The organism is Streptomyces sp. NPDC059740 (assembly GCF_042733155.1).
Classification (GTDB): domain Bacteria; phylum Actinomycetota; class Actinomycetes; order Streptomycetales; family Streptomycetaceae; genus Streptomyces.
Genome location: NZ_JBHWGP010000020.1, coordinates 1 through 20,554, shown reverse-complemented (window position 1 = coordinate 20,554; position 20,554 = coordinate 1). Strand labels below are relative to the sequence as shown.

The 20,554-nt window shown below is 73.4% G+C and carries 18 protein-coding genes and 1 pseudogene; 5 read left to right on the top strand and 14 right to left on the bottom strand.

The genetic code is table 11. The annotated features are described in order from the left end of the window. Window positions 1-78: 78 nt before the first annotated feature. The 7 genes from ACFV3R_RS21915 to ACFV3R_RS21885 form a co-directional block, all read right to left on the bottom strand. Entirely contained in the window at window positions 79-477 is a 399-nt protein-coding gene (locus tag ACFV3R_RS21915) for an OB-fold nucleic acid binding domain-containing protein (RefSeq protein WP_385585527.1), read from the bottom strand. A gap of 181 nt (window positions 478-658) precedes the next feature. Further along, a complete protein-coding gene (locus ACFV3R_RS21910) occupies window positions 659-1,351 on the bottom strand; it encodes a response regulator (RefSeq protein ID WP_385585525.1) in 693 nt (230 codons plus the stop codon). A gap of 91 nt (window positions 1,352-1,442) precedes the next feature. Beyond that, window positions 1,443-4,004 carry an ATP-binding protein gene (locus ACFV3R_RS21905; protein WP_385585521.1) on the bottom strand — a complete coding sequence of 854 codons (2,562 nt, stop codon included), beginning with the start codon at window positions 4,002-4,004 and terminating at the stop codon, window positions 1,443-1,445. A 181-nt stretch (window positions 4,005-4,185) separates the two neighbouring features. Further along, window positions 4,186-5,409, bottom strand: a complete 1,224-nt coding sequence (locus ACFV3R_RS21900) for an alginate lyase family protein (protein ID WP_385585518.1) — start codon at window positions 5,407-5,409, stop codon at window positions 4,186-4,188. A 252-nt stretch (window positions 5,410-5,661) separates the two neighbouring features. Further along, the gene (locus ACFV3R_RS21895; protein ID WP_385585515.1) at window positions 5,662-6,432 is read right to left on the bottom strand and encodes a DUF3710 domain-containing protein; all 771 of its coding nucleotides are present in this window, start codon (window positions 6,430-6,432) and stop codon (window positions 5,662-5,664) included. 1 nt (window position 6,433) lies between these two features. Next, window positions 6,434-6,955 carry a dUTP diphosphatase gene (gene dut, locus ACFV3R_RS21890; RefSeq protein WP_385585512.1) on the bottom strand — a complete coding sequence of 174 codons (522 nt, stop codon included), beginning with the start codon at window positions 6,953-6,955 and terminating at the stop codon, window positions 6,434-6,436. Further along, on the bottom strand, window positions 6,952-7,551 hold the full coding sequence (locus tag ACFV3R_RS21885) for a PaaI family thioesterase (protein ID WP_385585509.1): 600 nt from the start codon (window positions 7,549-7,551) through the stop codon (window positions 6,952-6,954). The genes dut and ACFV3R_RS21885 overlap by 4 nt, the downstream gene beginning before the upstream one ends. A gap of 58 nt (window positions 7,552-7,609) precedes the next feature. Between ACFV3R_RS21885 and ACFV3R_RS21880 the strand changes: the two genes are divergently transcribed. Beyond that, window positions 7,610-8,119, top strand: a complete 510-nt coding sequence (locus tag ACFV3R_RS21880; protein ID WP_385585507.1) for a DUF3093 domain-containing protein — start codon at window positions 7,610-7,612, stop codon at window positions 8,117-8,119. A 208-nt stretch (window positions 8,120-8,327) separates the two neighbouring features. Here the strand turns inward: ACFV3R_RS21880 and ACFV3R_RS21875 are convergent, their stop codons facing one another. The 4 genes from ACFV3R_RS21875 to ACFV3R_RS21860 all read right to left on the bottom strand — a co-directional run bounded on the left by ACFV3R_RS21875 (window position 8,328) and on the right by ACFV3R_RS21860 (window position 11,917). Beyond that, entirely contained in the window at window positions 8,328-9,176 is an 849-nt protein-coding gene (locus ACFV3R_RS21875) for a hypothetical protein (protein ID WP_385585504.1), read from the bottom strand. Window positions 9,177-9,271: 95 nt separating this feature from the next. After that, a complete protein-coding gene (locus tag ACFV3R_RS21870) occupies window positions 9,272-9,571 on the bottom strand; it encodes a DUF4193 domain-containing protein (protein ID WP_033267328.1) in 300 nt (99 codons plus the stop codon). 430 nt (window positions 9,572-10,001) lie between these two features. Next, window positions 10,002-11,255, bottom strand: a complete 1,254-nt coding sequence (locus ACFV3R_RS21865; protein ID WP_385585500.1) for a sensor histidine kinase — start codon at window positions 11,253-11,255, stop codon at window positions 10,002-10,004. Window positions 11,256-11,263: 8 nt separating this feature from the next. Then, window positions 11,264-11,917: a response regulator transcription factor gene (locus ACFV3R_RS21860; protein ID WP_385585498.1), complete on the bottom strand. Its 654-nt coding sequence runs from the start codon at window positions 11,915-11,917 to the stop codon at window positions 11,264-11,266. A 393-nt stretch (window positions 11,918-12,310) separates the two neighbouring features. Here ACFV3R_RS21860 and ACFV3R_RS21855 point away from each other — a divergent pair, with 393 nt between their 5' ends. Further along, window positions 12,311-12,475: a hypothetical protein gene (locus tag ACFV3R_RS21855; RefSeq protein WP_385585495.1), complete on the top strand. Its 165-nt coding sequence runs from the start codon at window positions 12,311-12,313 to the stop codon at window positions 12,473-12,475. Window positions 12,476-12,596: 121 nt separating this feature from the next. On the opposite strand, the gene ACFV3R_RS21850 is transcribed toward ACFV3R_RS21855, so the two are convergent. Beyond that, on the bottom strand, window positions 12,597-13,397 hold the full coding sequence (locus ACFV3R_RS21850) for an inositol monophosphatase family protein (RefSeq protein ID WP_385585493.1): 801 nt from the start codon (window positions 13,395-13,397) through the stop codon (window positions 12,597-12,599). 83 nt (window positions 13,398-13,480) lie between these two features. Continuing rightward, window positions 13,481-14,731: a ferrochelatase gene (locus ACFV3R_RS21845; RefSeq protein ID WP_385585490.1), complete on the bottom strand. Its 1,251-nt coding sequence runs from the start codon at window positions 14,729-14,731 to the stop codon at window positions 13,481-13,483. A gap of 230 nt (window positions 14,732-14,961) precedes the next feature. Here ACFV3R_RS21845 and ACFV3R_RS21840 point away from each other — a divergent pair, with 230 nt between their 5' ends. Together ACFV3R_RS21840 and ACFV3R_RS21835 are read left to right on the top strand one after the other, a co-directional pair. After that, window positions 14,962-16,314 (top strand): MFS transporter, encoded by a 1,353-nt coding sequence (locus tag ACFV3R_RS21840; RefSeq protein WP_385585487.1) that lies wholly within the window; start codon window positions 14,962-14,964, stop codon window positions 16,312-16,314. After that, a pseudogene (locus tag ACFV3R_RS21835) lies at window positions 16,304-17,593 on the top strand (D-arabinono-1,4-lactone oxidase); the annotation flags it as partial. The gene ACFV3R_RS21840 and the pseudogene ACFV3R_RS21835, both read left to right, overlap by 11 nt. Before the next feature lie 105 nt (window positions 17,594-17,698). Here the strand turns inward: ACFV3R_RS21835 and ACFV3R_RS21830 are convergent. Further along, window positions 17,699-18,904: a hypothetical protein gene (locus tag ACFV3R_RS21830; protein ID WP_385585484.1), complete on the bottom strand. Its 1,206-nt coding sequence runs from the start codon at window positions 18,902-18,904 to the stop codon at window positions 17,699-17,701. A 536-nt stretch (window positions 18,905-19,440) separates the two neighbouring features. Here ACFV3R_RS21830 and sepH point away from each other — a divergent pair. Next, window positions 19,441-20,508 carry a septation protein SepH gene (gene sepH, locus ACFV3R_RS21825; protein ID WP_385585481.1) on the top strand — a complete coding sequence of 356 codons (1,068 nt, stop codon included), beginning with the start codon at window positions 19,441-19,443 and terminating at the stop codon, window positions 20,506-20,508. The last annotated feature ends 46 nt before the right edge of the window (window positions 20,509-20,554 follow it).

Here is a 20,554-nt window from a genome sequence, read left to right as displayed (position 1 = left end):
CGTACCGTCCCGGCCGGTCTGCGGCTCGTCGGGGCGGTGGCCCGGTGCGTTGTCGGTGTTGTCGTGAGCCGTCACCGGCTACTCCTGTCCCAGGGGTCGGAGCTCGTATTTGGGGTTGAACAGCACCCGGCGTCCGTGGCTGACCGAGACGACGCCCGAGGCGATGAGCTTGCGGCCCGGTTCGACGCCGACGATGGACCGGCGGCCGAGCCAGACCAGGTGGAGCGGCGCCGAGCCGTCGAACAGCTCCGCCTCCAGGGCGGGCACCCCGGCGCGGGGCCGGAGCGTGACGTGCCGCAGCGTGCCGGTGACCTTGACTATCTGGCGGTCCCCGCAGTCACAGATACGCGTGCATCCGGCCTCCCGGGCGTCCTCCTGGAGCTCGGCGGTCTGCAGCTCCTCCTCGGAGGACGACAGCCTGTCGAGCAGCCGGCGCAGACGTCCGGTCGGCTTCTCGGAACGGGTCTCGGCACTCATACCCGTCAGCGTACCCGCGCGGCGCGCCCCGGATCACGGACGGCCGCAGCCTGTGGACAACCGGTGGGCCGCGGGGCGGGCCCGGCCGCGGCCACCGCCCGCTCACGCACCGGTCCGGGGGCGCGGGCCGCGCGCGGCCCCGGGGCGGTGGGAGCCGTGCCGCGCCGCCGTCCGCGTCCGGTCACTGCGGGTCGGCCTCGAAGCGGTACCCCATGCCCGGCTCGGTGACGAAGTGGCGGGGGTGGGAGGGGTCGGCCTCCAGCTTGCGGCGGAGCTGCGCCATGTACACCCGCAGGTAGTTCGTCTCGGTGCCGTAGGAGGGGCCCCAGACCTCCTGGAGCAGCTGCCGCTGGCTCACCAGCCGGCCGGCGTTGCGGACCAGGACCTCCAGCAGGTGCCACTCGGTGGGCGTGAGCCTGACGTCCCTGCCGTCGCGGTTGACCTTCTTGGCGGCCAGGTCGACCGTGAAGCCGGGGGTCTCCACCACCACCGCGGTGTCCGCCGGGGCCACCGGTTCCGCGCGCCGGACCGCCGCCCGGAGCCTGGCGAGCAGCTCGTCCATGCCGAAGGGCTTGGTGACGTAGTCGTCGGCGCCCGCGTCGAGCGCCTCGACCTTCTCGTCGGAGGTGTGCCGGGCGGAGAGCACGATGATCGGTACCCGGGTCCAGCCGCGCAGGCCGCGGATGACGTCCACGCCGTCCATGTCCGGCAGGCCGAGGTCGAGGACGACGACGTCGGGGTGGCGGGCAGCGGCCAGCTGGAGCGCCGTGGCGCCGTCGGCGGCGGCGTCGACCTCGTACCGGCGCGCCCTCAGGTTGATCACGAGCGCGCGGACGATCTGCGGCTCGTCGTCGACGACCAGCACCCGGTTCATCGGGACCTCTCAGGTGACGGGCGGCCGCCGGCGGGCGGGCGCGGTGGGGCGGGCGAAGGTGCCCGGGCGGGGCGCGGGGCGGGGACCCGGCTCACGGCAGGCCCGCCGCGGCCTCGGCGGCCTCGCCGGGCTCGGCGCCCTCCCCCACCCGCAGGGTGAGCACCATGGTCAGGCCCCCGCCCGGGGTGTCCTCCGCGGTGAGGGTGCCGGCCATGGCCTCGGCGAAGCCGCGGGCCACCGCCAGCCCCAGGCCCACGCCGGCGCCCCGGGGTGCGTCCCCGTGACGTTGGAAGGGCTCGAAGATGCGGTCCTTGGCGCTGTCCGGGACGCCCGGGCCGCGGTCGACGACGCGCAGCTCGACCCGCTCGTCGTGGGCGCTCGCGGCGACCAGCACGGGGGTGTCGCCGGGGCTGTACTTGACGGCGTTCTCCACCAGGTTGGCGACGACCCGTTCCAGCAGGCCGGCGTCGACGGCGACCACCGGCAGTTCCTCGGGGACGTCGAGGGTGACGCTGCCCTCGGGCACGCCGCCCAGCGCCATCGGGACCACCTCGTCGAGGTCGGTGCCGCGGATGAGGGCGGTGACCGTCCCGGTCTGCAACCGCGACATGTCCAGGAGGTTGCCCACCAGGTGGTCGAGGCGGTCGGCGCCCTCCTCGATGCCGGCGAGGAGTTCCGCCTGGTCCTGCGCGGACCACTCCACGTCGTCGGAGCGCAGCGAGGAGACCGAGGCCTTGATGCCGGCCAGGGGGGTGCGCAGGTCGTGGCTGACCGCGGCGAGCAGGGCGGTGCGGATGCGGTTGCCCTCGGCCAGGACGCGGGCGCGCCGGGCCTCGTCCTGGAGGCGCTGCCGGTCCAGGACGACTGCGGCCTGCGCGGCGAACGCGGCCAGTACCCGCCGGTCCTCGGCCGGCAGCACCCGGCCGGTGAGGGCCAGCGCCATGGTGTCGCCCACAGGGACATCCACGTCGGCGTCCTCGGGGCGGGCCGGGGCGGGTCTGCCCTGTGCGGTGCCGGCGCTTCCGGCGCAGACCCAGCTGGTCGGCTCGCCGCCGCGTTCGAGGAGCGCGACGGAGTCCATGGCGAAGGTCTCGCGGACGCGTTCCAGCAGCGCGTCGAGGGTCGTCTCGCCCCGCAGCACGCTGCCGGCGAGGAAGGAGAGGATCTCCGACTCGGCCCGCAGCCGGGCGGCCTGCTGGGTGCGCCGGGCCGCGAGGTCGACGACGGAGGCCACGCCCACGGCCACCGCGAAGAACACCACGATGGCGACGAGGTTGCTGGGGGCGGCGACGGTGAGGGTGTGGGTGGGCGGGGTGAAGAAGTAGTTGAGCAGCACCGACCCGACCGCGGCCGAGGCCAGCGCCGGCAGCAGCCCGCCGAGGAGGGCCGCGAGGACGGTGAGGAAGAGGAAGAGCAGTACGTCGTTGGCCAGGCCGGGGCCGTCGTGCACCGCGGTGAGGGTGAGCGTGAGGGTGAGCAGGCAGGGGCCGAGGAGCGCTGCCGCCCAGCCGCCGATGTTGCGGGCCCGGCCCAGGCGGGCGCCGCGCGGCAGGGGCAGTCCGCGGCCCTTGGCGACCTCGTCGTGGGTGACGATGTGCACGTCGAGGTCGGGGCCGGACTCCCGGGCCACGGTGGCGCCGACACCGGGTCCCAGGACGTACTGCCAGGTCCTGCGCCGGCTGGAGCCGAGGACGACCTGGGTGGCGTTGACGCCGCGGGCGAACTCCAGCAGGGCGTGGGGGACGTCGTCGCCGATGACGTGGTGGAAGGTGCCGCCCAGGTCCTCGACGAGGGTGCGCTGGAGGGCGAGCTCCTTGGAGGAGACGGGGGTCAGGCCGTCGCTGCGGGCGATGTAGACGGCGAGGACCTCGCTGCCGGAGCCCTTGGCGGCGATGCGGGCGGCGCGCCGCACCAGGGTGCGCCCCTCGGGGCCGCCGGTGAGGCCGACGACGATGCGCTCGCGGGCCTGCCAGGTGGAGCGGATGTCGTGCTCGCCGCGGTACTGCTGGAGGTACTCGTCGACCCGGTCGGCGGTCCACAGCAGCGCCAGCTCGCGCAGCGCGGTGAGGTTGCCGGGCCGGAAGTAGTGGGAGAGGGCGGCGTCGACGCGGTCCGGGGCGTAGATGTTGCCGTGGGCCATCCGGCGGCGCAGCGACTGGGGCGACATGTCGACCAGCTCGATCTGGTCGGCGCGGCGCACCACCTCGTCGGGGACGGTCTCGCGCTGCCGTACGCCCGTTATGGACTCCACGACGTCGCCGAGTGACTCCAGGTGCTGGATGTTGACGGTGGAGATCACGTCGATGCCGGCGGCGAGCAGTTCCTCGACGTCCTGCCAGCGCTTGGTGTTGCGGGAGCCGGGGATGTTGGTGTGGGCCAGCTCGTCGACGAGGGCGACGGCCGGGGCCCGGTGCAGCACCGCGTCGACGTCCATCTCGCGGAAGGTGGAGCCGCGGTACTCCAGGGCGGCCGGCGGGACCTGCTCCAGGCCGTGGAGCATGACCTCGGTCCTGGTCCGGTCGTGGTGTTCGACGAGGCCGGCGACGACGTCGGTGCCGCGTTCGGCCCTGCGGTGGGCCTCGGAGAGCATGGCGTAGGTCTTGCCGACGCCCGGTGCCGCACCGAGATAGATCCTCAGCCTGCCGCGTCCCATGGCTCCATCGTTCGTCCTCGTGCGGGTCGGTCCCCCTACCGGGGTGGGTGCCCCACGAGGGACGATACCGATCCGGTGGCCGCCGCGGGCCGGCGGAAGCCACTGGTCAGCCCATCTTGACGAGACCCTGACGGGGGCTGCGGGGCGGGACGGGGAGCTTTTCGTCCCGCCCCGCGGCGGCTCAGTTCGGGTTTCCGGCGTGGGTGAGGGTCTCCCAGGCCACGAAGAGGTTGTTGCTGCCCGCCGGGCGCTGCTGCTCGGTGAGCGTCTGGGTGTTGGTCATGGCGATGCCGAGGCGGTTGTGGAGGGCGTTGAAGCCGACCTCGGTCACCGGGCCGAGGCCGCGGTTGACGGAGCCGCCGCACAGCCAGCTCGGCGGGGTGGCGCCCAGCTCGTACTTGGACTGGAAGCCGAGTGCCTGCCGCAGCCGCTCGCCGATGTCGGTCGAGTACAGGTCCTGGCCCTGGATGCGGGCGGTCTCGGCGACGTGGGAGATCGCGGAGATGCCGTAACCGGTGTGGGTGAAGTCGCGGCAGGTCTCCTGGGTGACGCCGGTGGTGAAGGTGGACAGGCCCTGCCAGTACTTGACGATCTCGTCGCGGGTGTCCAGGCCGCTGCCGGGCACCGTCCTGGGCAGGTCGCCGTCGGAGTCGAGGTAGACGTAGGCGCGGGTGCGGTTCTCGAACCGGGTGAGGGCCTTGTCGTAGTCGCTCCGGTCGTCGAGGAAGACGGAGATGCCGACGGCGGCCTCCATCATGCTCAGCTCCCAGTTGCCGTTGCTGTTCGAGCCGTTGATCAGCTCGGGCAGGTAGACGCTGCGCAGCATGGTGGAGAACTTGTCGACGTCGGCGGCGGCCCAGCCGTCGTAGGTGTAGCGGATGATCTCGGCGGCGCGGGGCCAGGAGGAGCCGGCCCAGCCGGTCTGGAGCGGGGCGTTGCTGTTGGTGTGCTCCTTGAGGGTGCCGGCCCAGGCGTTCATGAGCTGGACGGCCTTCTGCGCGTAGCGGCTGTCGCGGGTCACGTACCAGGCCAGGGCGTCGGTGTACGCGGCTATCGCGTCCTCGCGCTCGTCGGTGCAGCCGTAGTCGGGGTTGGAGTAGGAGCCGCACTCGACGGTGGCCCGCGGCTTGGGGACGCGGTCCAGCGAGGCGTACTTGCTGCCGATCATGGCGTCGTAGGCGCTCTTCCACGGCTGGGCGCCCGCGTTCACCTTCGTCCGGACGAAGTCCAGCTGCGCGGTGTCCAGCAGGACCCCGGGGTGGGTGAAGGCTGCGGTGGTCCTGACCTGCGCCGGCTGCCGGGGTGCGGTGCGGGCGGAGGTCGCCGAGGCCGGGGAGCCGGCCAGGAAGCCGGTGACGAGTGCGGCCAGCAGGGCGCCGAGGGCGAGTGGGAGGATTCTGCGCATCGTTGCGCCTTCCTGTCGAGAGGAACCTCAGAGCGAGGGCGTTCTCGTACATGAACAGCAGGCGTTCATCTGAACACCTGCCGCACGGAAGGTATGGGCCAATGCGCGGACGGTCAAGACGGTGCGCAGCCCGTCTCCGCGGCGGAGGGCTCAGGCGGGGAAGGGAGGCTGCCGGCCGCGCGGGGGGCGTACACGCGCGACGGGCCGCCCCGGTGGCGGGGCGGCCCGTCGGTTGCGCGGCGGAGCAGGTGGTCAGCGGGTCTCGGAGATCTCCGGCCCGCGCTCCAGGCGCTCCACTCCCCCGCTGAAGCGGGACTCGGCGACGGTCTCCTGCTGGACACCGTCCGGGACCATCTGCGCGTCGTCGGGGAGCTTGAGGACGATCGGGTCGCGGGGGGCCATCGGTCCCTCGCCGCGCACCACGACCGTGTCGCGGAAGACGTGCTCCAGCACGCCCGCGGCCTCGGGCTGGACCGCGCCGTGGCCCGAGATCACGCCGCGCAGGAACCAGCGGGGCCCGTCGACGCCGACGAAGCGCACGACCTGGACCCCGCCCTTGCCGTCGGGCAGCGGAACGGGCACCTGGGCACGGAGTTCCCAGCCCAGGGGGCCCTCGATCTCGTCGATGACACCGCCCTGCTGGGTGATGCCGGTGGCGATCTCCTCGCGGACCTCGCCCCAGATGCCCTCGTTCTTGGGCGCGGCGAAGGCCTGCACCTGCACGGCGCTGTCCTGGAGCACCACGGTCGCCGCGACGATGGCGTCACCCGCGACCTCCACCCGCAGTTCCATGCCCTCGACACCGGGGACGTACAGGCCGCCGAGGTCGACGCGCCCCTCCTCGGGCTTGGAGACCTCGGAGATGTCCCAGGGACCGTCCGGCCGGGGCGCGGGAGGCAGGTTCACCCGGTGGGCGTCGTCCGTGTCGGCCTGCTCGTCCGTCGCGTCCCCGGGGAGGTCCTCCGCACCCGTGGACTCAGCCGACTCTTCAGGAGCCTCGTTCTTCTTGCGACGTCCGAACACGTCACTGTCCTTCCTGGTCGGAACCGACCGATGCGTATCCGTTTGAGGCCGCGGGACCGTCCACCGCCGCGTGTCCACCGGTGGAACCGAATCCGCCCTCGGCCCGGGCCGATCCGGGAAGCTCCGCCACCTCGTGGAGGCGCACCTTCTCGACCTGCTGGACGACCAGTTGGGCGATCCTGTCGAACCGGGCGAAGCGCACCGTCTCGCGCGGATCGAGGTTCGCCACGATCACCTTGATCTCTCCACGGTACCCGGCGTCGACCGTGCCGGGGGCGTTCACGAGCGCCACTCCGCAGCGGGCCGCGAGTCCGGACCTCGGATGCACGAACGCCGCGTACCCGTCGGGCAGCGCGATGGCGATGCCGGTGGGCAGCACGGTCCGCTCGCCCGGGGCGAGCTCGGCGGCCTGGGTGGTGACGAGGTCGAGACCGGCGTCGCCCGGGTGTGCGTAGCCGGGGACGGGGACGTCCGGGTCGACGCGGCACAGCAGGACGTCGACGGGGTGTCGCCGGGGGCTCACGGGTTCACCTCGAAAGCTCGGACCCGGCGGAGCTGGTCGGGGTCGTCCATGGCCGCCCGGATCTCCTCGTTGCGGCCGTTCTCGACGAAGTGGTCGACCTTGACCTCGATGAAGAGGGCGTCGGCCCGGACGGCCACGGGGCCCTCGGGGCCGCCCGTCCGGCCGACCGCGCTGGAGTAGATCTTGCGGCCGTGGACCGCGGTGACCTCGGCATCGATGTGGAGGACGGTGCCGACGGGTACCGGACGCAGGAAGTCGGTCTCCAGGCGGCCGGTGACGGCGATGGTCCGCAGCAGCCAGCCGAGCGAGCCCAGCGTCTCGTCGAGCGCGGTGGCCAGAACTCCGCCGTGGGCGAGGCCGGGTGCCCCCTGGTGGGCCGGCTGGACGGTGAACTCGGCCCGGACCCGCACGCCCTCCCCGGCGCGCGTCTCCAGGTGCAGCCCGTGACCGAGGCCGGGGCCGCAGCCGAAGCAGTACTCGTAGTGCGCGCCGATGATCTCGCCCGGGGCCGGCGCCTCGGGGTGCCTCACGGGCGCGGTCGCCTCGGGCGGCGGCGTCAGCTTCCCGACGGGTTCTTCGCGGTTGGGTCCACTCACGAGTGCAGACCCTACCCGCGCGCGCGGGCGCGACGCGCCCCCGTGCCAAGCTGGACGCATGCAGTCGTACGAGGAACGCCTCACCGCCCCCCGCTCCTGGTGGCTGATCGCCGCTCTGGTCGGCGTGGCCTGCGCCCTGATCCTGATGCCGGTGGGCACGGCACCCATGCTCGGCGGGCTGATCGGCGGCGCCGCCCTGGCGGCGGTGGTGGTGAGCTCCTACGGCTCGGTGCGCCTGCGGGTCGTCGGGGACTCGCTGGTCGCCGGTGACGCGAAGCTGCCGGTGACGGCGCTGGGGCAGGCCTGGGCGCTGGACCCCCGCGAGACGCTGGCCTGGCGCACCCACAAGGCGGACCCTAGGGCCTTCATGCTGCTGCGCAGCTACGTGCCGACGGCCGTCCGGGTCGAGGTGGTGGACCCGGCCGACCCCACGCCCTACCTGTACCTCTCCACGCGCACCCCGAAGCGGCTGATCGCGGCGATCGAGGCGGCCAGGCCGGAGGAGCCCGCGCCGGAGCAGCCGGTGGTGGAGCAGGACGCGTCGGAGCCGGTGGCGGAAGAGGCCTGAGCGGGACGGCGCGCTGCCCGGGACGGCGGAACCCGGGCTGACAGGGCCGAGGTGCGGTCCGCCTGAGGTCGCCTGAGGTCTCAGGTGCGCCGGACCGCGGGGTGGCGGCCGGCGCGTCGGCGGTGCGGCCAGGGCCTGGCGGTGGCGGCTGTCGCCTCACGGGGCCGCCGGGGGGCCGGACCCGCCCGTTCCGCCTGTACGGGGCCGCTCAGCGGCTCGTGGCGGGGCCGTCCTGGCCGGGCCCGTCCTCGCTGAAGGAACCGCTCCGCTCGGCCGGCAGGGCGTCCCAGGGGACCTGGTGTCTGCGCAGGTCCGCTCTGACCTTCTCCGCCAGGGTCCGGGTGTCGCGGCGGTTGAGCACCGCGCCGACGGTCGCGCCGATCATGAACGGGGCAAGGGCCGGGAGCTTGCGGAAGGTGCGTTTGAGGATCTGCTGCCGCAGCCGGCGTCTGGTCTGGCTGCCGAGCGCCGCGTTGAGGGAGGAGGGCCGGGTGACCTCGATGCCGCGTTCCTCCGTCCACGACGAGAGGTAGGCCAGGCTCCGCCGGCGCAGGCCGCCGTCCGGTCGCAGGCCGTAGACCTCGTGGAGCTCGGCGATGAGCTTGATCTCGACCGAGGCGATACCGATGACCTCGGCGGCCAGCTCGGCCGGCATGGCCGGCGGGGTCGGGAGCATCGCCGCCGCGCCGACTCCGGCCCCCACCGTCGCCGTGGCACGTGCGGCTCCGGCGACGAGCCGGTCGGCGATCTCCTCGGGCGTGCGGTCGGGGAACTGGCGGCGCAGCGTGGCCAGGTCCCGCACCGGCACCCGAGGGGCCAGTTCGATGATGCGGTCGGCCAGGGAGCCCAGGCCGAGACGCACGCGGCGTCTGCGCTCGGCCCGCACCACGTCCTCGACGTGCTCGACGCTCTCGTCCTCCGGCCCGCCCGCACCGCGGTCCCGGCGCGTGGTGGAGGCGCCGGGCGTGAGACGCGCGGCGAGCGAGGCCACCCGGCCCCGTCGGGTCGGTACGTGGTCACCCTGTTCCGCGGGCTGGACGGTCGGGTCGGCGGGCACGGGCGCCTGGTCTGGGCGTGTTCGTGCGCCGGCCGCCGGGCCCTTCTCGCCCCTGCGACCCTTGCGGAACGGGTTCGCGTCGTCCACGCGGACCGTCAGGCCGCGCAGTCGCGGCAGATCGGCTGGCCGTTCTTCTCCTCGGCGAGCTGACTGCGGTGGTGCACCAGGAAGCAGCTCATGCAGGTGAACTCGTCCTGCTGCTTGGGCAGCACCCGGACGGCCAGCTCCTCGTTGGAGAGGTCCGCGCCGGGCAGTTCCAGGCCCTCGGCCTGCTCGAACTCGTCGACGTCGACGGCCGAGGCGGACTTGTCGTTCCGCCGCGACTTCAGTTCCTCGATGCTGTCCTCGTTGAGGTCGTCATCGGTCTTGCGTGGAGTGTCGTAATCCGTTGCCATGTCGCTCTCCCCCTCTGGGTGTCTGCGGTGTCTCCGCGCACGTAACGCGTGAGAGGCCGGGCTTGTGCCCGACCTGAGGCGGAGATTTTGCCTCACATCAAGGTCTGTTACTCAATCGACACCCAACCGGACCTCTGAAGAGGTGATCGGTTGGATGGCGAACAGGACCGTACACGGTCGGTTCGGCCGGTCCGAAGACGCCACCTCCTGTACTTCCCGTGACCAACCCACCGGGAAACCCGGATATTCCTTGCCATTCCCGGCCCGTCATGATCACAGAGAGTATTTGTCCGGAAACACACGCCTGTGAGACAACGCACACCGGAGGGTCGTCGTGAGGAAGGTCTCCTCTACGCTCACAGCGAAACCTCCGGGCGTGTCGGCGTTCCGGCGGATAGAAGGCTTTTCGGAGCGCCCTTTTTCGGTGGACCTACACCGGGATGGTCACCCGCATCTCCAGGCCGCCGCCCTCGCGCGGGGAGGCGACGATGGTGCCGTCGTGGGCCCTGACCACGGACCTGACGATGGACAGGCCCAGCCCCACGCCCTTGTCGCTGCCGGTCCGCTCCGTCCGCAGCCGCCGGAAGGGCTCGAAGAGGTTCTCCACCTCGTATGCGGGTACGACGGGTCCGGTGTTCGAGACGGTCAGGACGGTGTAGCCCTGCCGGGGCTCGGTGGAGACCTCGACCCAGCCGTCCTCGGCCACGTTGTACCGGACGGCGTTCTGGACGAGATTGAGAGCGATCCGCTCCAACAGGACACCGCTGCCCTGGACGAAGGCCTGCCGGCGCACTCCGCGCAGCTCCACGCCGCGTTCGTCCGCCTCGGCGCGCACCTGGTCCACGGCCTGCCCCGCGACCTCGGCGAGGTCCACCGGTTTCTTGTCGGTAATCTTGTTCTCGCTCCGGGCGAGCAGCAGCAGGCCCTCCACGAGCTGCTCGCTGCGCTCGTTGGTGGACAGCAGTGTTCTGCCCAGCTGCATCACTTCGGGTGGAGCCGCCGGATCGGCCAGCTGCACCTCCAGCAGGGTGCGGTTGATGGCCAGGGGGGTCCGTAGCTCGTGGGAGGCGTTGGCCACGAACCGCTGCTGTGCATCGAATGCACGGTCCAGGCGGTCCAGCATCTCGTCGAAGGTGTCGGCCAGCTCCTTCAGCTCGTCGTCCGGCCCACCCAGCTCGATCCTGCGGTGCAGGTCGGAGCCGGCGACGCGCTGTGCGGTGCGGGTGATCCTGCCCAGCGGCGAGAGCACCCGCCCGGCCATGGCGTAGCCGAAGGCGAACGCCACCACCGTCAGGCCGACCAGCGCCACCAGGGAGCGGTTCAGGAGCGTGTTGAGGGCCAGCGCCCGCTGCCGGTTGAGGCAGTCGGCGATCGCGTGGGTGAGCTGACCGCTGTTCTGGATGTCCGCCAGCCCCGGACAGGTGTCGCTGGTGACCGTGAGGTTGGAGCCGGTGACGCGCAGCGGCAACTGGCTGCCGGACTGCAGGGCCTTGGCCGCCAGGATGTAGATGATCGTGAGCAGCACCACGCCCGCCATGAGGAACATCCCGCCGTAGAGCAGGGTGAGCCGTATGCGGATGGTGGGACGCAGCCACGGCGCCGGACGCGGCGCGGGACGCGGGTCCCAGACGGGCTTGGGGGGAACGGACGGAGGCGGCGGGGGCGCCTTGGAGAAGGGGGCCATCGTGCGGTTCAGATCCGGTATCCGGAGCCGGGCACGGTCACGATGACCGGCGGCTCCCCGAGTTTGCGGCGGAGCGTCATCACGGTCACCCGGACGACGTTGGTGAAGGGGTCGGTGTTCTCGTCCCAGGCCTTCTCCAAAAGCTGCTCGGCGGAGACGACCGTGCCTTCGCTGCGCATCAGCACCTCCAGCACCGCGAACTCCTTGGGCGCGAGCTGGATCTCCCGGCCGTCGCGGAAGACCTCGCGGCGGTTGGGGTCCAGCTTGATCCCGGCCCGCTCCAGGACGGGCGGCAGGGCCACGGTGGTGCGCCGGCCCAGCGCCCGGACCCGCGCGGTCAGCTCGCTGAAGGCGAACGGCTTGGGAAGGTAGTCGTCGGCGCCCAGCTCCAGGCCGGCCACGCGGTCGGTGACGTCCCCGGAGGCGGTCAGCATGAGCACCCGCATGGGAAGGCCCAACTCGACGATCCTGCGGCACACGTCGTCCCCGTGGACGAGGGGAAGGTCCCGGTCGAGGACGACGACGTCGTAGTCGTTGACCTCGATCCGCTCCTGGGCCGCCGCACCGTCGTACACCACATCGACGGCCATGGCCTCCCTGCGCAGCCCGGTGGCCACCGCGTCGGCGAGCAGTTGCTCGTCCTCGACGACGAGTACGCGCACGTCGTAGGTCCTTTCCTGGGGCCCCGCACGAAGCGGGCGATGTTCACACAGCCTCTCCATCCTGCCCCGAAGAGCGGTAAACCGGCGGTAAGGAGCACAGTCCGGCAGGCGGCGCGGGCCGTGCTCCCGGGGCTTGCGGGGCTCCTGGGGCCCGGGCGGGCAGGCTGAAAAACTTCTGCTTCGGGGCCGGATTCTGAGGTTTCCGTGAGGTTGCCGGTGGGGATGACGTGTTCACACGCCCGATCACGTCCCGCGCCACGGCACGCCGTGGGCGACTGACGCCGCGCGACGGGAACCACGCCGTGATCGTTCCCTCCGCCCGGTTCCCCACCGGCTGGAGACCCCCAGGGCACGCCTGTGCCACCGACCCGACCCACGACGAGGGGGCGCACCATGAAGTCGTTCACCGCAGACATCCTGCAGCGCATAAGGAACACCGAGGCCGACCTCGACCAGGCCCTCGCCTCCGGCGACGACCACCTCGTCGAGGTGGAACTGGGAGAGCTGGAGGACCTGCGCCGGCTGGCCACCGAGCACGGCGTGGCCGTCACCGCCTGACGCAGCCCGCGGACGTCTCAGGGCCCGGCACCGTCCCCACGGTGCCGGGCCCTGCCGCGTCCCCGGGGCTGGCGGGGCTGCTCGGGCACCGTGACGCCGGAGCAGCCCCGCGGGCGCTCTCTCAGTCGTGCCAGGCGCCGAGTTCCTCCAGGAGGGGCTGCAGGACGCCGAAGACCTCCGGGGAGGCCGCCACGGTGAGCTCGGTGGAGGGGGTCAGCCCGGGCCGGCCACCGGTCAGCGCCCCGGCCTCGCGGGCGATCAGGTCGCCGGCCGCCATGTCCCACGGGTTCAGGCCCCGCTCGTAGTAGGCGTCCAGCCGGCCGCAGGCCACGTCGCACAGGTCGATGGCAGCCGACCCGCCCCGCCGGATGTCGCGGACCCGGGGCAGCAGGGCGCGCACCACCTCGGCCTGCGCGGCGCGGCGTTCGGCCAGGTAGCCGAAACCGGTGCCGACCAGGGCCTGGGACAGCGGCGGTGCGGGCCGGCAGCGGACCGGGACGCCGTTGCGGTGCGCACCCCCGCCCAGGACGGCGTGGTAGACCTCCTCGCGCATGGGGGCGGCGACCACGCCGACCACCGTCTCGCCCCGGTACTCCGCGGCGATCGACACCGACCACGAGGGCAGGTCGTAGAGGTAGTTCACCGTCCCGTCGATCGGGTCGATCACCCACCGCACGCCGCTGCTGCCCTCGACGTCGGCGCCCTCCTCGCCGAGAAAACCGTCCTCGGGGCGGTGCTTGCGCAGGTAGGAGGTGATGAGTTCCTCGGCGGCGATGTCCATCTCGGTGACGACGTCGATGGGACTGGTCTTGGTGGCGGCCACCGAGAGGTCGGCGGGGCGGCGCTCACGCAGCATGGTGCCCGCGTCACGGGCGATGTCCAGTGCGAGGCCCAGCAGTTCGTCGTGGAGCGGGTCGGACACGGTACTCCCTGGCCGGGCCGGTGGGGCCCGAGGTCGTGGTGGGCGGGGTGCGGGACGGGCCGCGGTGGTGCGGCCCGTCGGCGTCAGGGCGTGGGGCCGTCCCAGTCGGCGCCCGCGGCGGCGGGCCGCGGGGTGCGGGCGGGACAGCAGCCGACGGGGCACACGTCGTGGCTGGGTCCGAGCTCCCCCAGTGCACAGCGGCGTACGGCGCCCGCGGCGGGCTCGGTGGCGTCTTGCGCGGCGGCGCGTTCGGCCTCGGCGCGTTCGAGGAGGAGGTCGAGCACCGCGCCGGCGAACCGGGGGTCGGCACCGACGGTCGCGGAGCGCGCGACGGGCAGGCCGAGTTCCGCGGCCTTGGCGCGGGCCTCGGTGTCGAGGTCGTACTTGACCTCCATGTGGTCGGAGACGAAGCCGATGGGTGCCATGACCACTCCGGGTACGCCCTGGCCGTGCAGCTCCTCCAGGTGGTCGCAGATGTCGGGCTCCAGCCACGGGATGTGCGGGGCCCCGCTGCGGGACTGGTAGACCAGCTGCCACGGGTACGCCGTCCCGGTCCGCTCCCGCACCGCCTCGACCACCAGCCGCGCCACCTGGAGGTGCTGGGCCACGTAGGCGCCGCCCGCGCCGCCCGAGGTGTGCTGCGCCGGGGTGCCGGAGGTGTCGGCCGCGGCGGTCGGGATGGAGTGGGTGGTGAAGGCGAGGTGGGCGCCCGCGCGGGCCTCGGCGGGCAGCTCGGCCAGCGCCGCGACCACTCCGTCGACCATCGGCTCCACGAAGCCCGGGTGGTCGAAGTAGTGGCGCAGCTTGTCCACCCGCGGCGGGCGCAGTCCCTCGGCCGCCAGTGTGTTCAGCGCTTCGGCCAGGTTCTCGCGGTACTGGCGGCAGCCCGAGTAGGAGGCGTAGGCGCTGGTGGCCAGCACGGCCACCCGGCGGTGCCCGTCCCGGGTCATCTCCCGCAGCGTGTCCGTCAGGTAGGGCGCCCAGTTGCGGTTTCCCCAGTGGACCGGGAGGTCCACGCCCGCCTCGTCGAACGCCGTGCGCAGGGCGGCCAGCAGCTCCCGGTTCTGGGCGTTGATGGGGCTGACGCCGTCGAAGAGGAAGTAGTGCTGCCCGACCTCCCTGAGCCGTTCCCGCGGGATGCCGCGCCCCCGGGTGACGTTCTCCAGGAACGGCACGACGTCCTCCGGGCCTTCGGGTCCGCCGAAGGAGAGCAGCAGGAGCGCGTCATAGGGCGCTGGGTCGCCACCGGTGCGGGGGCGCGCGGTGGCGTCCCGGCGGGGGGCGGGGGTGGTGCCGTCCGCGGTGGGACGGGAGGCGTGGTGGGTCTCGGGCATGTCGTCGATCCTGCCACCTGGGCAGGGGTGGGCGGAAAACCGTCGTGCCCCGCAGCCCGGCTGCCGGTAATCTGTATCGGCTGCCCTCACTCCTTACCCACAGGGGTCGGGGACGGACGCGCGGGACACCGGGGGCCCGCCGTCCGACGGGCGCCGCGGCGGCGCCGGCAGCCCCGCAGCCGCCCTGCTCGACCGTTCCACCGACCCACCCCGAACCGCGGAGCCCCACGTTGTCCAGTCCCTACCGCGCCATCTTCCGGCGCCCCGGAACGCTGCCCTTCTCCGCGGCCGGCCTGCTGGGGAGGATGCCCCAGTCGATGATGGGCGTCGGGGTCGTCACGATGGTCTCCGCGCTCACCGGCCGCTACGGGCTGGCCGGGGCGCTCACCGCGACGCTCGCCCTCTCCAGCGCGGCGCTCGGTCCGCAGGTCTCGCGCTGGGTGGACCGCTACGGGCAGCGGCGGGTACTGCGCCCCGCGGCGGTGGTCTCCCTGGCCGCCGTGGCGGTGCTGCTGCTGAGCGCGGAGCGGCGGTGGCCGGACTGGACGCTGTTCGCCTGTGCGGTGCCGGCCGGCTGCGTGCCGAGTACCGGGGCGATGGTGCGGGCCCGCTGGGCGCTGATCCACGGCGGCTCGCCGCGGCTGCTGCACGCCGCCTACGCCTGGGAGTCGGTCGTCGACGAACTGTGCTTCATCATCGGCCCGATCCTGTCGATCGGGCTGTCCACGGCGTGGTTTCCCGAGGCGGGCCCGTTGCTGGCGGCCGTCTTCCTGGCGGTGGGCATCTGGTGGCTGACGGCGCAGCGCGCCACCGAGCCGCCGCCGCACCCGCACGACGCGCATTCCGGCGGCTCGGCGCTGCGCTCGCCCGGGCTGCGGGTGCTGGTGGCCACCTTCGTCGCCACCGGTGTGATCTTCGGCGCGGTGGACGTGGTGACGGTGGCCTTCGCGGCGGCCACCGGGCACCGGAGCGCGGCGAGCGTCGTCCTGGCGACCTACGCCCTCGGCTCGTGCTCCGCGGGGGCCGTCTTCGGGCTGCTGCATCCCCGGGGGCCCGTCGCCCGGCGCTGGGTGGTGGGGGTCGCCGCGATGGCCGTGAGTATGATCCCGCTCCAACTGGCCGGGAACCTGCCGGTCCTGGCCGCCGCGCTGTTCGTCGCGGGGCTGTCCGTGGCGCCGACCATGGTGACCACGGTGGCCCTGGTCGAGCGGCACGTGCCCGGTGCGCGGCTGACCGAGGGCATGACGTGGACGAGCACCGGCCTGTGCGTCGGTGTCGCCCTCGGCTCCTCGGTCGCCGGTTCGGTCGTGGACGCGGCCGGGGCCCGGGCGGGGTACGCCGTCCCCGCGGTGGCGGGTGCGCTGGGGCTGGCGTTGGCGCTGCTGGGCTACCGCCGGCTGCGCACGGCACCGCAGCGGCCCGGGGGCGCCGCACCGCAGGCAAGGGGAGGGGCAGTCGATGACCGAGGCGTCGAGGGCGCACGGGACGTCACCGTCACCGGGGCGGTCGCGGACGGGCCGGTGGGCGCGTCCGGGGCGGCGCGGGAGGGTACCGGCGCCCCGGGGGGCGGCGGCCTGGTCTAACTGGGCCGGCAACGTCGTCGCCCGCCCCGAACGCACCGTCGCCCCGCGGGACGCGCAGGAGGTCGCCTCGGTGCTGCGCCGGGCCGCCGCGGACGGGCTGGCGGTGAAGGCGGTGGGCAGCGGCCACTCCTTCACCACGGCGGCCGCCACCGACGGTGTGCTGCTGCGGCCGGAGCGGATGGCGGGTGTGCGCAGTGTCGACCGCGAGGCGGGCACGGTGACGGTGGGGGCGGGCACGACCCTGCGCCACCTGAACACGGTGCTGGCCTCGCACGGCCTGTCGCTGACCAACATGGGCGACATCATGGAGCAGACGGTGGCCGGCGCGGTGAGCACCGGCACCCACGGCACCGGCCGGGACTCCGCCTCCGTCGCCGCCCAGTTGCGCGGACTGGAGCTGGTCACGGCGGACGGTTCCGTGCTGCGCTGCTCCCGCACGGAGAACCCCGAGGTCTTCGACGCCGCGCGGGTGGGCCTGGGGGCGCTGGGTGTGCTGACCGAGGCGACCTTCGCCGTGGAGCCGCAGTTCGTGCTGCAGGCGCGGGAGGAGCCGATGCGGCTGGGCCGGGTGCTCGCGGAGTTCGACCAGCTCGTCGCGGAGAACGAGCACTTCGAGTTCTACTGGTTCCCCCACACGGACAACTGCAACACCAAGCGGAACAACCGCACCCACCAGCCTGCCAAGCCGCTGGGCAGGGTCGGTGGCTGGGTGGAGGACGAACTGCTCTCCAACGGCGTGTTCCAGGTGGCCTGTGCGCTGGGCCGGGCCGTGCCGGCGGTGGTTCCCGGCATCGCGCGGGTCTCCAGCCGGGCGCTCTCCGCCCGTACCTACAGCGACGTCCCGTACCGGGTGTTCACCAGCCCGCGCCGGGTCCGGTTCGTGGAGATGGAGTACGCCCTGCCGCGCCGGGCCGTGGTCGACGCGCTCCGGGAGCTGAAGGAGCTGGTGGACCGCTCGCGGCTGCGGGTGAGCTTCCCCGTCGAGGTACGGGTGGCTCCGGGCGACGACATCCCGCTGTCCACCGCCGCGGGCCGGGCGACGGCCTACATCGCCGTCCACATGTACCGGGGCACGCCGCACTCGGCGTACTTCACCGCCGCGGAGCGGATCATGACCGCACACGGCGGGCGACCGCACTGGGGGAAGCTCCACAGCCGGGACGCGGCCTACCTGGAGACGGTCTATCCCCGGTTCGGCGAGTTCACCGCCCTGCGGGACCGGCTGGACCCGCAGCGGCTGTTCGGCAATCCCTACCTGCGGCGGGTGCTGGGCGGCTGACGGCCGGGCCCGGCCCCGGACGCCGCATCCGTGACGGGACGCCGCGGCGGCCGGACGCGGGGGCGTCCGGCCGCCGGTGGGGGAAGGCGATGCGTGGCGGGGGGTTCAGGGGGTGTCGGTGGGTGCGGTGGCGTCCGCTCCCGGGGAGCGGGTGGTCTTCGACCCGTTGCCGGAGTCCTTGTCGGTGCCGGTCTCCCCGTCACCGGGTGTGGGGGTCGGGGTCGGGGTCGCGGTTTCCTTGGAGCCGTCCTTGCCGGTGGCGCCGCCGGGAGAGGCGGTCGAGTCGCCGCCGGGTGAGCGTTCCGTGCCCTGCTCGCCGTCCTGCCCGGTGCCGGACTGCCGGGGTGAGGGCGTCCCGCTCGGCTCCTCCTGCGAGGACGGCGAGTCGCTCACCGCGTGGTCCGGGGTGGTGCCGGACGGCTGCTGCCGCTGGACGTGGCCGCTCGCCCCGCGGAAGTGCCCCCAGGTGGTGCCGGGTGAGCCGTCCGGGGTCTGGCCGGTGAGCAGTTCCACGCCGGTCACCCCGCCCATCGCCAGCACGAAGACGCCGAGGGCGCCCAGGACGGGCCTGCGCCAGCCGCGCAGCCGGGTGCCGTAGGTCGCCCTGCCGACCTCCTCGGGTTCCTCGCCGGCGCCGACGCCGCCGGGTGTTCCGGGCGGACGCGGGCCGGACGGGGCGGCCGGCAGCACGGTCGTGGCGCCGGCCTCGTCCGCGTCCCCGTCCTCCGGCGGTTCCGGGCGGGTCAGGGCGAGGGTGGCCTGGTCCACCCGTGGCACCAGCTGCGTCCGGTCGGCGCTGCGGGTGGGCGCCGGCACCTGCGGCCGGGGGACCACCTGCGTCCGGGCCAGGCGGGGAAGCGCCTGCGTGCGGTCGGCGGGACGGCCGGCCGTGGCCGGCGTCACCTGCGGCAGCAGCCGGGTGCTCTGCTCCTCGGGCGCGCTCTGCCGCTCGGCAGCCGCCACGGAGGTCACGTCGTCCTCGGCGCCGTGCCTGTCGAAGGTGGGCAGGACCAGTGGCGGACGCACCCCGGCCGGGAGCCGGGATACCGTCGCGCGCCGGGGTCTGGGCCGCGTGGTGACGGCGGCCTCCCTGATCTGTTCGCCGGTACGGCGGAAGAGGTGCTGGAAGACCGAGCCGCCGGTGGTGGCCACCACGCTCACCACCCCGGCACCGATGATGGTCCCGTAGACGCCCAGCCGTCCGGCGAGGTAGGCGGCCACCGCAGCGGCCACCGCGCTTCCCGCCACCTGAGCAAGGCTCAGGTCCAGCTTTTTCTGCCTCTTCGTACCTGTGTCGCTCTGCTTGTCCATCTCCAGCCTTTTGTCGCCCCTGCGTTCCCATCTTGCACGCATGGGGGACCCACTGGCGAAGCAGATAGTTCCGGTTGGGGAGAATCTGTGAAACTCGCCACCCGAACCGCACACACCCCCGCCATCGGACGACCACCATCGGACACGGGGCGTCACGCCCCGGGGGCGCGGAAAAACGAGAGATCGACAAGGCGACCGAACTCGCCTGGACCTGGGCGACTTCAGCGGCGCGGCGATCCACTCCGGTGGCCCGAATGGAGTACTGTGGCGAGCCCTGGCCCCGATGTCCCGTCTGGGCTGCCCGGAAGCGACGGGGGAACCGCCGGAGACCGACCACACCGGCACCACCGCCCGGACCGGACGGCACGCGGACAGCGAAGCCAGGGCGTCCGACGTGGTGACCGAGCGTGGCGAACCGGTTACCGTGTCATAACGGCGCGTCAGGGTACGTCCCCGACACGCCGGGCAACTCGGCAATGTTGTGGCAGGCTGCACCCCGGGCAGGCCACACTCGACCAGCGGAAGCAGCGACGCACGTGACGTCGGCAGGCACCACCCGGGAGGTTCCCATGCCCGAACTGCGTGTCGTGGCCGTCTCCAACGACGGCACACGGCTGGTGCTCAAAGCTGCGGACAGCACCGAGTACACGCTTCCCATCGACGAACGCCTGCGCGCCGCCGTCCGCAACGACCGCGCCCGCCTCGGACAGATCGAGATCGAGGTCGAGAGCCACCTCCGCCCGCGGGACATCCAGGCGCGGATACGAGCCGGTGCCTCCGCTGAGGAGGTCGCGCAGCTCGCGGGCATCCCCGTGGAGCGGGTCCGGCGGTTCGAGGGACCGGTCCTGGCGGAACGTGCCTTCATGGCCGAGCGCGCCCGCAAGACACCGGTGCGCCGCCCGGGAGAGAACGCCGGCCCGCAGCTCGGTGACGCGGTCGCCGAACGGCTGCTGCTGCGCGGCGCGGACAAGGAGACCGTCACCTGGGACTCCTGGCGCCGGGACGACGGCACCTGGGAGGTACTGCTGGTCTACCGGGTCGCCGGCGAGCCGCACTCCGCGAGCTGGTCCTACGATCCGCCGCGACGCCTGGTGCAGGCCATGGACGACGAGGCCCGCGCGCTCGTCGGCGAGAGCGACGACACGCCGGAGCCCACGTTCCCGTTCGTGCCGCGCATCGCACGGCTGCCGCGGGACCGTCCGCTGGACCGGAACGCTCCGCTCACCGAGCGCCCGGCGCCGGAGCCGGCGGCGGAACGCGAGGAGCCCCCGGCCGAGCGCGAGCGCGACTCCCTCACCAGCCTCCTGGAGGCCGTGCCGAGCTTCCGCGGCGACATGGTGGTGCCGGAGTCGCCCAAGCGCGGGGCGGGCGAGGAGCCGGAGCCCGACGAGGTCGAGGAGCCACCGGCTCCCGCGGCAAGCGCCGGGGCCGGCTCGGCGTACGCGGACGTGCTCATGCCCCGCGCCGTCACGGGCCACCGGGACCGCCTGACCGGCGTGACCGACCGCCAGGCGGAGGCCGACGGGGTGCGTCCCGGCCGCCGTGCCGCCGTGCCGAGCTGGGACGAGATCGTCTTCGGGACGCGGCGCAAGAAGCACGAGTAGACGCACGCGGCGCGCGCCAGCACCGGCCGATCGGCCGGTGCTGGCG

Coding starts and splice junctions, on each gene's coding strand:
- ACFV3R_RS21830 (WP_385585484.1), bottom strand. CDS start 18,904: ATGGACAAGCAGAGCGACACAGGTACGAAGAGGCAGAAAAAGCTGGAC.
- ACFV3R_RS21870 (WP_033267328.1), bottom strand. CDS start 9,571: ATGGCAACGGATTACGACACTCCACGCAAGACCGATGACGACCTCAAC.
- ACFV3R_RS21845 (WP_385585490.1), bottom strand. CDS start 14,731: ATGCCCGAGACCCACCACGCCTCCCGTCCCACCGCGGACGGCACCACC.
- ACFV3R_RS21915 (WP_385585527.1), bottom strand. CDS start 477: ATGAGTGCCGAGACCCGTTCCGAGAAGCCGACCGGACGTCTGCGCCGG.
- ACFV3R_RS21905 (WP_385585521.1), bottom strand. CDS start 4,004: ATGGGACGCGGCAGGCTGAGGATCTATCTCGGTGCGGCACCGGGCGTC.
- ACFV3R_RS21880 (WP_385585507.1), top strand. CDS start 7,610: ATGCAGTCGTACGAGGAACGCCTCACCGCCCCCCGCTCCTGGTGGCTG.
- ACFV3R_RS21865 (WP_385585500.1), bottom strand. CDS start 11,255: ATGGCCCCCTTCTCCAAGGCGCCCCCGCCGCCTCCGTCCGTTCCCCCC.
- ACFV3R_RS21900 (WP_385585518.1), bottom strand. CDS start 5,409: ATGCGCAGAATCCTCCCACTCGCCCTCGGCGCCCTGCTGGCCGCACTC.
- ACFV3R_RS21855 (WP_385585495.1), top strand. CDS start 12,311: ATGAAGTCGTTCACCGCAGACATCCTGCAGCGCATAAGGAACACCGAG.
- ACFV3R_RS21910 (WP_385585525.1), bottom strand. CDS start 1,351: ATGAACCGGGTGCTGGTCGTCGACGACGAGCCGCAGATCGTCCGCGCG.